This window comes from Lactiplantibacillus sp. B652 (genome assembly GCF_023806745.1).
GTDB classification, from domain to species: Bacteria; Bacillota; Bacilli; order Lactobacillales; family Lactobacillaceae; genus Lactiplantibacillus; species Lactiplantibacillus pentosus.
In genome coordinates, this window is record NZ_JAMSKY010000004.1 from 106,238 (window position 1) to 121,247 (window position 15,010).

8 protein-coding genes are annotated in these 15,010 nt (G+C 45.8%); 7 read left to right on the forward strand and 1 reads right to left on the reverse strand.

Annotated features, from left to right (window positions below):
* Window positions 1-57: 57 nt before the first annotated feature.
* The 7 genes from MZO40_RS07005 (at window position 58) to MZO40_RS07035 (ending at window position 13,785) form a co-directional block, all read left to right on the forward strand.
* Window positions 58-975, forward strand: coding sequence for a dihydroorotate dehydrogenase (locus tag MZO40_RS07005; protein WP_050339663.1), 918 nt, complete (start codon window positions 58-60; stop codon window positions 973-975).
* The gene (gene pyrF, locus MZO40_RS07010; protein ID WP_105961432.1) at window positions 972-1,685 is read left to right on the forward strand and encodes an orotidine-5'-phosphate decarboxylase; all 714 of its coding nucleotides are present in this window, start codon (window positions 972-974) and stop codon (window positions 1,683-1,685) included. The genes MZO40_RS07005 and pyrF overlap by 4 nt, the downstream gene beginning before the upstream one ends.
* Window position 1,686: 1 nt before the next feature.
* Entirely contained in the window at window positions 1,687-2,325 is a 639-nt protein-coding gene (pyrE, locus tag MZO40_RS07015; protein WP_105961433.1) for an orotate phosphoribosyltransferase, read from the forward strand.
* Window positions 2,326-3,503: 1,178 nt separating this feature from the next.
* Window positions 3,504-4,460, forward strand: coding sequence for a DMT family transporter (locus MZO40_RS07020; protein WP_105921753.1), 957 nt, complete (start codon window positions 3,504-3,506; stop codon window positions 4,458-4,460).
* A 214-nt stretch (window positions 4,461-4,674) separates the two neighbouring features.
* A complete protein-coding gene (locus MZO40_RS07025; RefSeq protein ID WP_252133188.1) occupies window positions 4,675-8,274 on the forward strand; it encodes a PD-(D/E)XK nuclease family protein in 3,600 nt (1,199 codons plus the stop codon).
* Window positions 8,271-12,023, forward strand: a complete 3,753-nt coding sequence (gene addA / locus MZO40_RS07030) for a helicase-exonuclease AddAB subunit AddA (RefSeq protein WP_105961435.1) — start codon at window positions 8,271-8,273, stop codon at window positions 12,021-12,023. Before MZO40_RS07025 ends, addA begins: the two co-directional genes overlap by 4 nt.
* A gap of 586 nt (window positions 12,024-12,609) precedes the next feature.
* Window positions 12,610-13,785 (forward strand): MFS transporter, encoded by a 1,176-nt coding sequence (locus tag MZO40_RS07035; RefSeq protein ID WP_105961436.1) that lies wholly within the window; start codon window positions 12,610-12,612, stop codon window positions 13,783-13,785.
* Window positions 13,786-13,811: 26 nt separating this feature from the next.
* Here the strand turns inward: MZO40_RS07035 and MZO40_RS07040 are convergent, their stop codons facing one another.
* Window positions 13,812-14,789: an AraC family transcriptional regulator gene (locus MZO40_RS07040; protein ID WP_105961437.1), complete on the reverse strand. Its 978-nt coding sequence runs from the start codon at window positions 14,787-14,789 to the stop codon at window positions 13,812-13,814.
* Window positions 14,790-15,010: the final 221 nt, after the last annotated feature.

A 15,010-nucleotide genomic window follows, 5' to 3' on the forward strand; every position in this document is an offset into this window, starting at 1 on the left:
GTTAGTATTGAGTTCGATATGAATTTGCACGATCCATTTATATAGGAGGAAAATTTGATGGGACGATTAACAGTAGATTTAGCCGGGGTGACCCTGAAGAACCCAGTCATGCCAGCAAGTGGGACGGCCGCTTACGGTCAAACGATGGCCCAACAATTAGATTTGGCCGCACTGGGTGGTCTGGTCATCAAGTCCACGACCGCGGCACCCAAAGCCGGCAATCCGCGGCCAACGACGGCTCCGACCACGGCTGGTTGGCTGAACGCGATTGGGTTAAAAAATCCTGGTATCGATAACGTACTCGCAGAGAAACTCCCGTGGCTTGCCAGCCACTATCCTGAGTTACCAATCATTGGGAGTGTTGCTGGTGCAAGCTTCGATGAATACGTTACTGTTGCCCAGAAGATGGCCTCAGCTGAAAATGTTAAATTACTTGAAATCAATATTTCATGTCCCAACGTTGAACACGGCGGCTTGGCGTTTGGAACCGACCCAGACACGGTCACGGCCTTAACGAAGGCCATCGTCGATGTCGTTGATAAGCCGGTATTCATGAAGCTGACGCCAAATGTGACCGATATTGTTCCAATTGCCAAAGCTGCCGAGGCGGGCGGTGCGGCCGGCTTGACGATGATTAATACGCTGACTGGGATGGGCATTGATCTGAAGACCCGCCGACCAATCTTGGCACACGGTACCGGTGGCTTGTCGGGTAAGGCGATTCATCCATTAGCCGTGCGGATGATTCACGAGGTTCGCCAACAGACGACCTTGCCAATTATCGGCGTTGGTGGCGTCTTCACGCCAGAAGATGTCCTTGAATTCTACCTGGCTGGTGCAAATGCGGTTCAAGTTGGCGCGGCGACATACGGTCAGCCAACCGCTTGTACTGACATTATCGCTGGCTTACCTGCAGCGATGGATAAGTATGGCATCACGAGTCTACAAGCGCTGATCAAGGAGGTGCAGGGATGAGTCGACCAGTGATTATCGCCTTGGACTTTCCAACGGCTACTAAAGCGTTGGCGTTTTTAGACCAATTTCCAGCAAACTTGCATGTGACGGTCAAAATCGGGATGGAGCTGTTCTACGCGGCGGGTCCGGAGATCGTAAAGGCTGTGCAACAACGTGGTCACGCGGTATTTCTTGACTTGAAGCTCCATGATATTCCTAATACGGTGGAATCGGCAATGCGGGTACTCGGTCAATTAGGGGTGACCTATACGACCGTGCACGCCGCGGGTGGTCACATGATGTTAGCGGCTGCCAAACGGGGCTTGGTAGCTGGTGCGACGGCCGCGGGTTTACCAGCCCCTAAATTATTAGCGATTACACAGTTGACCTCGACGAATCAGGACATCCTTAATCAGGACCAACAAATTGCTGGGACGGTGCGTGCAAGCGTCGTGCACTACGCTCAGCTCGCACAACAGAGCGGTTGCGATGGCGTCATTTGCTCAGCGCAAGAGGTGCAGGCGATTCATGAGGCGGTTGGCACCGATTTTCTGGGGATTACGCCCGGAATTCGGCCAGCCCAGGCCCAAGCGGATGATCAGCAACGGGTGATGACCCCCGCGGCGGCCGCTAAAGCTGGAAGCAACGGCCTAGTTATTGGCCGCCCGATTACTCAAGCAACTGATCCGGTCAAAGCCTATCAAGACATTATGTCAGAATGGAGTAACTAATATGAGTGAAATTGCAGCAACCATCGCGACCGATTTATTAGCCATCCAAGCCGTCACGTTACGGCCGAATGCACCGTTTACTTGGGCGAGTGGGATCAAAAGCCCAATTTATACGGATAATCGGTTAACGATTTCATATCCAGAAGTTTGGCAGCACATTGCAAGCGGCATTGCGGCCATCATCAAGCGTGACTATCCAGAGACAGAGGTCATCGCAGGTGTTGCCACGGCTGGAATTCCGCACGCGGCGTGGGTCGCAGCTGAACTGCACTTACCACTGATTTACGTGCGGTCCAAGCCTAAGGACCATGGGGCTGGACGCCAAATCGAAGGTGTCTTGAAGCCTGGTGAAAAAGTGGTCATGTTAGACGATTTGATTTCAACTGGCGGCAGTGTCTTACAAGCGGCTGAGGCAGTCCAAGCAGCCGGTGGCCTGATTCAAGCAGTCGGCTCAATCTTTAGCTACGGTTTAGATGCCGCGACGCGTAACTTTGCCGCTGCCAAACTACCGCTGTTCAGTCTGTCAAATTATTCAGAACTAATCAAAGTTGCCCGCGACGCGGATTACATCAATGATGACGAGTTAGCTTCGCTCCACGCTTGGCGTCAAGATCCCGAACATTGGGATGCACAAGCGTAAGTTGGTCGACTGATCTTAATACTGATTAACCATTTAAGTGTGCCACCGGGTGGCCTGCTTAAATGGTTTTTTAGACCACCAGACCGGGGCTGAGGGAAAATGCTGTCATTGATTGGGTAGTAAAGTTTAAAATAGATTGAATGACGTGTGACTGGTGATAAGCAGTATCGAGATCCCTCAGACTAATTACGCCAAGTCAGTGTATAACGCACGTTGTGTTAGTTATTATTTCGCATGAATCATGATTAAAATGTGCCAGTTCTTAAGTTCAATAACAGCCAGCTATGGACCGCTGGAAACAAGGCAAGTTAGCGTAAACCTGATTTGATAGCTACGTCCTACACCGGCCTCCAGGAATTTCTGACAACGCTGGAACGCGATGGACACAGATTTAAGCCGAAAGCCCGCGTCTTAAATACTGGTCTTCCACTAACCAAGCACAAAACGCTTGCTAAGTGGAATTTCATCGCTAAGCATTGTCAGAAACACCTTCCGGCCGGAGATGGTATTCGAAAGGCCGACATGTGCGGACTCAACTTTTTGTTGAACTGGTCGTTGATTCTTAGAAACCAGTTACTTTGGTATTTAACTGTAAGACTTATCTCTGATAATCGCTAAGTCAGCATACTCATGTTTTGTTTTCGGGAATCAGTAACGTTACAGGACATGGGTCTCATTATCTCTAGTCGCCTGAAATGAAAAGAGCTCCGAATGCTCAACGACTGGAAATTAGCGAATAATACTTAGACAAGCGACTGAGTATACAGATGCTATAACTTACCATCGATAACGATTCGGAAAAGTATGCCTGAAGGACCAGACACCTAATAATCAGTGGTCAGTTGCACCCAGTTAGGTGGCCGTTCATCCGCCATTCGAACGGCTTCCCGACTGGAGGGGCTGGCTGACAATGCTCAAGAGCGAAATTCTTCTTGTCCGGGCGGTTTTCTCGGGCTAGAAGAAGACTCGCATTTGAAATTACGCGGTGGGTTCCTGCGTGAGTTCAAATCGATGTCCGCCCTGTTCCAGCGTTGTCAGCCAGCCCCGGAAGTCGGAGTAGAACGAACCCTCGGCTGACGAACAGGAATCCACCAACTGGCACGTTTTAATCATAATTCATGACAATTCAACTCGCACAAGACGTGTTAAAACATAAGTGAGAATAGAGGAAACAGTATATGTTAGCAATTTTGATTGGGTTAGCCATTGGTGTCGGCTTGCCGATGCAAACAAGTATTAATTCACGACTGCGCAGCTCAGTTGGGTCGCCATTCATGGCCTCACTGATTTCTTTTGCAGTCGGGACCGTGTTTTTGGGCGTGATTACCTTAATTGATGTCCATACGTTGGGTTTTTCACCAGCGTTATTCACGAGTCAGCCCCTGTGGATCTGGTTGGGGGGATTATTCGGAATCATTTATTTGACGGGTAATATTTTACTTTTCCCGAAGTTAGGCAGTGTCCAAACGGTGATTATGCCGGTGCTTGGCCAAATTGTAGCGGGACTCTTAATCGATAATTTTGGCTGGTTTGATTCAGCTACCCGTGCATTGACGCCTATTCGGGTGCTGGGTGCGGTGCTCGTCTTAGTCGGGGTCATCATTACTGTGGCGGTCAAAGGGTGGCTCGATAATCGCCATAACCGCATTGCTGAGTCCGCGGAACAACAATTAGCAACTCAGCAGACAGCGCTCTGGTTGTGGCGGCTCTTAGGCGTCTTTGCTGGGATGTTAAGTGCGGCCCAAACTGCAGTCAACGGGCATCTCGGTAAAGTGTTAGGGTCGACCGTCCACGCGGCGTTTATCTCGTTTTTGGTCGGAACTATCGGACTGATTATCATCGTTGCAATCTTGCATCCTGGCTTAAAATTACAGACACCGGCCGGTCAATCGAATCCGTGGTGGATGTGGATTGGTGGCATGATTGGGTCGTTGTATGTGCTGGGAAACGTCTACCTGGCACCAGCGGTTGGAACGGGGTTAGCGGTTGTTATTGTGCTAGTTGGCTTGATGGCCGGGAGCTTGTTGATCGACCAATTTGGCTGGTTTGCTTCCAAACGTAACCCGGTTACTGGCGCACAACTCTTAGGGTTACTAGTGATGATTTTTGGCGTGGCGCTGATTCGATTGTTCTAAAGCTACCGTCTCGATATCCATTGGGCTGCGTACGTTTAATAGGACGTTTATTAAAATTAAAATGGTGCTCATTCTCCAGTCAGAATGAGCGCCAATTTTTATTTTCAGCGTCTAAAAAAATCGATGCGTGAAAGCTTTTTTTCGGTGCAAAACTATGCGATAATAAGATTACTTCAATGAGAACGTTTGTTCAGGTTTAGAGGGGGAATTCAAGGTGAGTTTACAATTCGTGTTGGGGCCGGCCAGGCTGGATCACCGGTCGAAGATGGTTGAACAGTTAGTCGCGAAGTTACGTGCCCAACCCAATGATCAGTATTTCTACTTAGTACCCAATCATATTAAATTCGATACAGAAGTGGACGTGTTGAACCGGCTTGCAGAAGCCGATGGCCAAACTGGTTTGTACGCGCAAAGCCAAGTCCAGGTCTTTTCATTCACGCGTTTGGCGTGGTATTTAATGAAAAACGAGGCGGCTTATCAAGTTCCTCGGCTTTCGGCGGCGGGCATCAATATGTTACTGCATCGTATTTTGCAGCAACATGCGGATGAGCTGCGGTTATTTGGTGGTGAAATCTCACAAACTGGATTTGTGACGCAACTGGCCAGTGAAATTAATGAACTGCAACTAGCCAACTTGCAGCCTGAAGATGTAGCCCAACTGGCTGCCAATGCCCAGGCTGGCGACTTACAAGCGAAAATGCACGACCTCGCAATCGTTTATGCTGATTTTGTCACAGCGACTGCGGATAAATACTTAAAACCAGCCGATGTTTTGGTTCAACTGAATGCTTACCTACGTCATCAGGACTTACATGGCACGCACGTTTACGTTGAACTGGCGGGCTTTGCACAATTACCCGCTCAGGAACAGGGAATCATCACAACCATGCTGGAGCAGGGCGCGGACGTGACTATTAGTTTGGTGTTGGATCACAAAGTCGTTGACCAGGCACCGGATAACGGCATGCTCTTTTATCAATCAGGTCGACTCTACTATCGACTCTATCAGTATGCCCGAATTCGCCAAATTCCGGTTGGACAGGATATTCAAGCAACTGAGCCACGAGTGACAGCTGGATTGGCGTCCTTAGACGACTTTTGGCGTGGAACTCCTCAGGCCGCAACTGGCCAAGAAGCACCTAATCCCAACGTCCATCTCTTCAGAACAGATAGTCGGCAAACTGAACTGGCACAAGTTGGTCGTATGATTCGTGATATGGTCGCTCAGAAACATGTGAATCCGGCCGATGATTATCATTATCGTGATTTCTTGATTATGACGCGGCATCTGAATGCTTATAAGACAATGCTTGCGCCCACCTTTCATCAACTCGAAATCCCATACTTCGTTGACTTAGAACGATCCATGGCTGATCACCCATTGGTCGAATTGGTCAATGCGTTATTTGACATGGATGAACAGCAGTATCAATACCGCGATGTGATGCGGGTCCTCAAGACCGAATTACTGATTCCACAAATCAACGGGCAACCGATGGACCGTGAAGCCTATCGTCAAGCGGTCGATTTAACTGAAAACTTCATTTTGAAGAGTGGGTATCATGGTCAACAGTGGTTACAAGCCGAAGATTGGCAGTATTTCCAACTTACGGAAGGCGATATTGGGATTGAAACCGACCAAAACATCGAAATTTCGCGGCAAATCAATTTAATTCATCACTTTGTGGGGACGATTTTCCCACCTTTCTTCAAAAAAATGCAGCAAGCGCCCGATGGCAAGACAGCCGTCACCGTACTTGTTAATTTTTTGACGGCTCACGGTGTCACACAACAGCTTCTAGCGTGGCGTGACCAGGCTTTGGACCGCCAAGATGTTCAGGCCGCAGCAGAGCCAGAACAGACGTGGCAGACGTTTTGTGACATGCTTGATGAATATGTGACGATTTTGGGGTCTGAACCGTTTGAAATTACGGACTTCTTAGCGTTGTTACAGGCCGGATTTGAAGGCGCTAGCTACTCACAGATTCCATCGACCTTGGACCAAGTCTTAATTTCTGAAAGTGGAATCGTTCAAAGCCAGGATCACCGAGTCGTCTTCATGATTGGTGCGACTGATTTAGTCATGCCCGACCGCATTATGAGTAACAACTTATTGAGCGATGTCGATAAAGAGAATTTACAACCAAGCCTAGCTACTTTAGATGGTGACCACTATCTGAATGATTCAGCCGTCGTTCAATTGGGCGATGAAAGTTGCTTGAATTACCTGGCTTTTTTGAGTGCGCGTCAGCACTTGTTCTTTAGTGCACCGTTTAAAGACGATCAGGAAACAGATCTAAATTGGTCGACCTATGTTCGGCGGATTCAACAACAGTTTAATCTCAAGGAACACTCGTATCTGGGAACGCCTGACCCGACTAGCCCCGACGTTAAGCCGTTTGTCGGTACCAAACGCCGGACGCTCAGTCATGTGATCCAAGTCTATCGAGATGTGCTGACGACCAATACTGACCGCAATCGCGTTGGTGAACCATTACGACCAGCGCCAGTCTGGGTTTGGCTGCGTCAACAACTGACCCGGGATCCACAATTTGGGTCGTTAGCGCGGCAATTGATGGCGGGACTCAGTTATCGTAACCAACCCGTCACTTTGACGGCCGCAAGTGTCGAGGCACTCTATGGTCATCAAATTTATACCTCCATTTCCAAACTAGAAGAATTTTATCGCAACCAGTATGCCTACTTCTTAAAGTACGGCTTAAAGTTGCGTGAACGGGACGTCTTCGAACTATCCGCGGCTAGTACCGGTGAGTTCTTCCACGCGGTATTGGATGGTTTGATTAAAGCGCTTCGGACGGATCAGATTCCGTTGGCCCAAGCCAGTGATCAGCAGTTGGGTCACTATTTGGAAACGGTGACTCGCGAGATTCTCGACCAACCCCAATTTACGATTTTAACGAGTTCTAATCGCATGGCGTATCTCCAACGGCAGTTGATCAACACGGTGCGCCAAATTGCGTTTGCCATTCGTAATCAGAGTAAGTTGTCGGCGGCCGAACCGCGTCAAACCGAAGTGCTCTTCGGAAATGTTGGTAAGGAGCACGGCTTAAAAGCCTTAGATTTCCAAATTGATGCAACTCACAGTGTCCACGTCCGGGGTAAAATCGACCGGTTAGATCAGATTCAAGTGGCCGACCAAAGCTATCTAGGAATCGTTGATTACAAATCATCTACGCACAAGTTTGATTTCCAAGAAGCTTACTATGGCTTGGCAATGCAAATGTTAACGTACTTAGATGCGGTCTTGCATAATGAATCTGAATTAGTTGGCTCTGACCAAGAAGCGGTCAAATTGGCGGGTGCGCTCTACATGCATATTCAGAATCCGACCTTGAAGCCTAAGGAAATTCAAGGGGGCTTTGAAGCCGCACTTTTGAAGAAAAACAAGTACAAGGGGATCCTATTGGACGACCCACAACTGTTGGAACACTTGGATAGTGAGGTCCAGGAGCAGTCAGGAACCTCGAAAGTGTATCCATTTTCGCGACGAAAGGACGGCTCCTACAGTGGTGGTCGGGCAGCATCACTGGTCACTAACGAGCAATTGGAACGGCTACTAGCCCATAATAGTCAGCTGATTGTCGCCGCAGCTGAAGCCATTTTTGCGGGGCAAGTGCAACTGAATCCAATCCGGCTCAACGATAAGACAACGGCCTTACAATATTCGCCATACCTGGCTATCATGCAGTTTGATGCGATGTTGGCGGAAAATGCTTATCGCGATTTACCACCGCTGTCCGCAAAACAAGTACTTGATTTATTGAAAGACGAGAAAGGTGGCAGTTTATCATGAGTGGCGCAACCCAGTACACCGCAAGCCAACAAGCGGTGATCAAGCAACAAGGCAATAATTTACTTGTCTCAGCCTCAGCTGGTTCGGGGAAGACGACGGTTTTAATCGAGCGTATTATGCGTAAAATTTTAGCCGGAACTAATATCGACCAATTGCTAGTGGTCACGTTCACGAATTTGGCTGCCAAGCATATGAAACAAAAGTTGGAATCGCAAATCAACAAGCGGATTTCGACGTTGATGGCTGAAAATTCTAGTGAAACAACGGCGTCACCAGTAATCCGGCAATTACGGCAACAGTTGAATTTGCTCGGCGTTGCCAATATTAGCACGCTGGATGCGTTCTGTTTACGCATCATTCAACGCTACTATTACGTGATTGATTTAGATCCTGTGTTTCGATTGTTAACGGATAACACGGAAGGACTCTTGATTCGCGACCAGGTCTGGGATGCAGTCCGTGAACAGTTGTATAAAAAAGACGGGGCAAAGTTTGACTTATTGACCGCGAACTTTTCAAATGACCGCAGTGATGATGGGCTAAGCCGGTTGATTTTTCGACTATTCGACTTTGCGCAATCAACACCAGCGCCGCAAGAATGGCTAGATGGTCTGACCAAACCTTATCAGATTGACGATGGTCCGTTGACGAGTAGCGCATTTTATCAACAACAACTATTACCACTACTGGAAGATAATGTTGATGACATGTTGCAAAAATTAACGCAAGCGCAGAAAATCGTCACTGACTTTGACTTAGAACCGAAGTCGCTGGATGTCTTGCAAAGCGTGGCAACCACGTTAACGACCTTGCGCGATCAGTTAGCGACGGCGAGTTGGAATGAGTTGCGAGCGCAAATCAACGAATTCAAAGTTGGTCGACTTAAAAAGACGTATAAAGATGACCCAGACAAGACTGCCCATGCCAAAGCAATGGGCACGCTGATTGATGGGATCAAGAAGCAGATGGCGACGCTTAGTGAACGGTACTTTGCTGCCGAAGAACAACAAGTCTTAGATATCATGGTCGGTGCCAAGGCGATCGTTCAAGAACTGGTGAAGGCGACGAGTCAGTTCGGCACGGCATTTGCCGCTGAAAAACGACGTCGGCACGTCTTAGATTTCTCTGACTTGGAACATCTGACCTTACAGATTCTCACGAGTGATAATGAGAGTGGTCAAGCCGCTTTAAATCAATTAAGAGCTCAGTTTGATGAAGTCATGGTTGACGAATATCAAGATATTAATAGTTTGCAAGAATCTATTTTGCAGCTGTTGTCGCGTGATGAACCAGGCAATATGTTCATGGTGGGCGACGTCAAACAGTCAATTTACCAATTCCGCTTGGCGGATCCGCTCCTGTTCTTACACAAGTATCATGATTTTGCCGATAATCCAGCCCATGGCGATCGTATCGTGCTAGCCGAAAACTTCCGGTCAGTGGCCAATGTTGACCATTTGACCAACCTGATTTTTAGTCAGTTGATGGATGCACCGGTCGGACAAATCGACTATGACGAGGATGCTTACTTGAAGTACGGGCCGAAAGATTATCCGACCGATATGCCGCAGACGACGAATCTGTTGTTGTACCAGACTGAAACGGATGCGCCAGCGGAACTAACTCAAGAAGATGAGAGTAACTTTTCAATCGATGATCCGTCCGTGGGCAGTATCACGATGGTTGCGCAAAAAATTCTGGCGTTGAAGGCACAGGATAAGCCAATTTATGACCGGGGCGAGGGGACTTATCGGCCATTTCGTTATAGTGACGTCGCGTTACTAGTTCCAACCCGTAATCATAATTTGACAATTATTGACGTCTTCAAGCGTTACCACATCCCAGTCGTCGTTAACGATGCGCAGAACTATTTTCAAACGACTGAGATTCGCATCGTGATGTCGTTACTCAGTATTATTGACAATCCATATCAAGATATTCCGTTGGTCGCCGTGTTGCGGTCACCAATCGTCGGTCTTGATGAAAATCAGCTCGTTTATTTGCGGATTCAAAATAAAACGAGTGACTATTTCCAAGCCGTTCAGGACTTTTATCACCAGTACCCGAGCGGCCCCGCGACTGAATATGGGGATCAAGTCTTTGCTAAAATCGAAACGTTTTTGAAGCAACTCGGTGATTTTCGGGACTTGGCTCGCCGCAACCAAATCGTGACGCTGATTTGGCAGATTTATGAGCAAACTGGTTTCTTGGATTACGTGGGCGGCATGCCAGCTGGTAAACAGCGACAAGCCAATCTACACGCCCTATATGAACGGGCGTACAGTTATGAACAGGGGAGTTTTAAAGGCCTGTTCCAATTCGTTCGTTTTATTCGCCGGATGCAAGAAAAGGATCAGGATTTAGCGTCAGCGGTGGCAGAGACGGATGCCGAAGCTGTTAGTGTCATGACGATTCATGGGAGTAAAGGGTTGGAATATCCCGTTATTTTTGTCATGGATATGGACAAGCAATTCAATCAGACTGACACACGGTCCAGTGCGTTATTGGACCGACAAGCCGGAATCGGGATCACTTATCTAGATCCTGAGACACGGGTCAAATACCCGACGTTGCCGCAAATTGTGACGAAGCAAGTTGTGAGCCAAAAGATGCGTGCCGAAGAAATGCGTAAGTTATACGTGGCCATCACGCGGGCACAACAACAGCTCTATTTGGTGGGAACCATCAAGGATATTGATACTGCAACCGAAAAATGGCGGCAGGCGTTCACAAGTGATGGCCGCGTGCTCAGTGCACAAGCCCGCGTTGCCACCACCAATCAACTCGACTGGGTGGGGATGACCCTGATTCGTCACCCTGCGATGCGCGACTATTGGGGCGACGAGTGGCCGAGCTATGAATTGACAGGAGATCCCACCAAGTTTGCCATCGAATTGGGTGGTGCGACCACGATTGCGGCTGATGATACGACCACAACGGCCGATGAACAATTAGATGCCGTTCAGTTAGTCGAGCAACAAGTCAGCATTGATGTCGATCATGCAACGCGCGAGCAACTCGCTGCGCTGCTGAATTTCCATTATCCACATCAGGCATCAACGACGACCACGGCCTATCAGTCGGTATCGGAAGTTAAACGAATCTTCGAAGATCCTGACACGCCGTTGATGAATGCGAACCCAACGGTCAGTCGGCAACGCGTTCGACCAACCTCGCGCTACGTGACGGGTTCACTAGACTTGCCACAGTTCCTACAAACGACGCAGGCACCGACTAGTGCGGAAGTTGGGAGTGCGACCCACTTGGTAATGGAACAATTAGACGTGACGAAACCCGTCGACGAAGCAGCCGTTCAGGCGACGATTGACGATTTGGTGGCGAAACGAGTACTGACAAGTCCCGTCGCTGACCGAATCGCTGTTGAGACGGTGGTCGCATTCTATCAGAGCGACCTCGGTGAACAGATTCTCGCACATCCTGATAAGGTCCACCGTGAAGTGCCATTTTCGTTGCTGATTCCAGCACGTCAAATTTTTGACGTCGATGATCAAGAGGATAGCAAGGTCTTGATTCATGGGATCATTGACGGCTATTTGGAGACTGACGACGGCTTGATTTTGTTTGATTATAAGACGGACCACGTCAAACAACCGGCTGACCTCAAACAACGCTATGCGGGTCAGGTCAAGTTGTATGCCGAAGCATTGAATTCAATGTATCGTGACACAAAAGTCATCCAGCGCTACTTGTATTCGTTGCCACAGCATGTTTTTGTGCCGGTAGATTAGTATATGAATTGGAGCGGCTAGGTTGCAGCTTGGATTCCCACTTTAGTTGTAGGTTATGTCGTTGCTGAAATGTTCATCAGCTTTTTGGGGTTCGCTGTCAACCGGTGTTTATGAAGTTTTAGTGAGTCTAGGTATAAACAGTACACGTGGTACTAGTTCGTAATAAAGTAAGCTGTAAATAACCGACCGTATTTCCTGCGTCTGCTATATGGATTATCAAAATCATCAAAAAATGGATCAATGGAAAGGCATCAATGAGCTCAGGAAACGACGTTCACCGCATAGACTGAAAAAGGAAAAGAGTGTTCTAAACTTCTCGTTTTTTGAGAAGTTTAGAACACTCTTTTGTATTAGAAATAATCTGTAAAAAAATAAAACCAGACGGTCAGTTATTTACTGATTACGGTATTATTTTCAGAAATGACTTGGAAGGCGGTCGGTATTACTAGGATGATGGCGCAATAAGTTTATCAAGTTAAATTATCTGTAGAATAGACATGAATGTATGGAGGATAGAACATTGTTCGAATTAAGAATTAAAATTATACTCGTTATGAATTAACATATTCGGATTGGTGGGAAAAAATTGAAAGCGAGTTCTCGAGTCTTCAAATTAGCACTATTATCAGTTTCTCTAATGTTGACATCTGTTACTGCTGTCGCAGCGTCTATACCAAGCATGGTACAGTCATTCCCGGGATTCAAAGAGACGGACTTTGAATTGCTAATTACTATCTCTTCTTTTTTTGTTGTCGCTGGTGTCTTGCTAAGCCCGCTAATCGTGCACTTTATACATGAAAAGAGCACGGTAATCCTAGGTCTTTTGTTAGCGGGATTTGGAGGAATCATTCCTGCCTTTATTAGTAACTATTGGATGATTTTAATTGGTCGAGCATTCCTGGGCTTGGGTCTAGGATTATACAACTCACTTGCGGTATCATTAATATATCTGTTTTATAATTTACCTGAATCAGAGAAAATGATTGGTTATCAAAATGCATTCCAGAATTTTGGTGCGGCAGGACTGACGTTATTTTCTGGAGCACTTTTGTCGATTAATTGGCGTTTCTCATTTCTAGTGTATGTTATCGCAATTTTTATTGGACTTTTTTTTAAGAGATACGTTTTTATTCCAGTAGCTAAAAAACGTCCGAAAATGGCTAAAACGGAATACCAGGTTACACCAAAAGCATGCTTTTTATTATTTGCAATGGTATTTGGAATGATGATTTACATGTCCTTGTATAATGGTATTAGTATTAAATTCTCTAGCTTAATTGTTGCTAAGAAACTTGCCACCAGCTCACAGGCTAGTGTTGTTCTTACAGTTATGCTTGCACTTAGCGGCGTTTTTGCTATGACATTTAGTAAATTGAGTCTTTGGTTAAAAAATTATCTTAATCCAATTTCAGTGATCATGTTGGCGATTGGTTATTTAATAATGACTTTTGCTGATAATTTCTTTTTAGCCGGTTTAGGGGCTATCATCGGAGGAATGTCGTTTGCAATCTTTGGACCGTATCTTTTTCTAAAGAGTGCTGAAATTCATAGAATACCAGTTACTATGAGTTCAACTTGTTTACTGATTGGTGCAAATATCGGCTGCTTTTTAACACCATTTATTTTTGAAATGCTTGGTCAGTTAGCGTCAAAGCACATTATGGCAGAGTTGACGATGGCTTGTATATTAATTTGCGTTTGTGCCATAACATATTTATTTATCACCATTGTCGTCAATAAAATAAATAATAAAGCAGCTTAACAGCGGAAATTGATGTGTGGGCAACATCAATTTCCGCTGTTTGTATCGATACGAAAAGCCTTCGGTGTTGTACCTAAATACTTCCTATAAAGTTTGAATAGAGAAGTGGGACTTTTGAAGCCAACCATTCCGGATATGCTTTCAACCGAATAGTTCGTATTTGTAAGCAAGGTGCGACTGCTTGAAAGTCGTTTCTGATCAATAAGACTTTGAAAAGTGCTACCTGTTTTTTCTTTCAGCATATTTCCCAAGTAATTTTTATTATAACCGAAGTGATGTGCTAGTTCGTCGAGCGATAACTTATTATAATGATTATCAATGTACTGCAAAATAGCAAGTTCCAAACTAGATGATTTAGCAACCTGATTGGTTTGTGATTCAACTGTGTTTGCTAGTTCGATTAATAACGTTGAAAGCAATAAGTTTAATGACTTGTTACGATTTTGTCTTTCAGAAAAGGTTTTAGCAATCATCATTTTTATGAGATCATTGGCCATTTCATTCTTGTTGATATCAAATAAAATGAAGTTATTGTGAACAGCATTTACAGCTGATGCGTTCATCATGAACTTAGTAACCAAACTTTCAGAATCGGCGAGATTTTGCATAATATTATTCAAAATAGAACTATCCTGAACACCAATATTTATGAGAATATCGTTTGTACCGATATAGTCAATACGTTGAATAATATCTTTATCCATCAAGATTAAATCATTCTCTTTTAGCTGGATTTTTTCGTCATTAATATATTGAGTACAGTGCCCAGAGTACATGTAATTAAATTCTACAAAGTTATGACGATGGGCCGGCGTATATGAGAAGCGCCGGCTTTTATTGATAAATATATTTCCTTCTTTGAAGAAGCCTTTAGTAGGCATAGTTGGAATATTTCCATCGTGATAATCTAAGTGAATTGTGTTAACATTTTGTTGATTTTCTTTCTGTAATCGTTCAATTGAATCCTCGGTACGCAAGAGTTTGTCCAGCTGACTTTTATCCATTTTACCATCTCCAATCAGCATCATTCTCTCATAATAAATCTAATAAATGAACCCCTAAAACACTGAACTTTTAATATCCACATTTTCAATTTGTTGATGTTACTGACGTTATAGAAAAGTTGAGAATTACTTTCCAGCCTATGACATAATCTGTATTTTTAACAGTGTTACGTGGAGAAATGATATTGTTACATGTATTGGAAAGCGGTTTAATAAACACA

Excerpts from the sequence above, each read along its gene's own strand:
- MZO40_RS07005 (WP_050339663.1), top strand. The coding sequence starts at position 58 with ATGGGACGATTAACAGTAGATTTAGCCGGGGTGACCCTGAAGAACCCA.
- pyrF (WP_105961432.1), top strand. The coding sequence starts at position 972 with ATGAGTCGACCAGTGATTATCGCCTTGGACTTTCCAACGGCTACTAAA.
- pyrE (WP_105961433.1), top strand. The coding sequence starts at position 1,687 with ATGAGTGAAATTGCAGCAACCATCGCGACCGATTTATTAGCCATCCAA.
- MZO40_RS07020 (WP_105921753.1), top strand. The coding sequence starts at position 3,504 with ATGTTAGCAATTTTGATTGGGTTAGCCATTGGTGTCGGCTTGCCGATG.
- addA (WP_105961435.1), top strand. The coding sequence starts at position 8,271 with ATGAGTGGCGCAACCCAGTACACCGCAAGCCAACAAGCGGTGATCAAG.
- MZO40_RS07040 (WP_105961437.1), bottom strand. The coding sequence starts at position 14,789 with ATGGATAAAAGTCAGCTGGACAAACTCTTGCGTACCGAGGATTCAATT.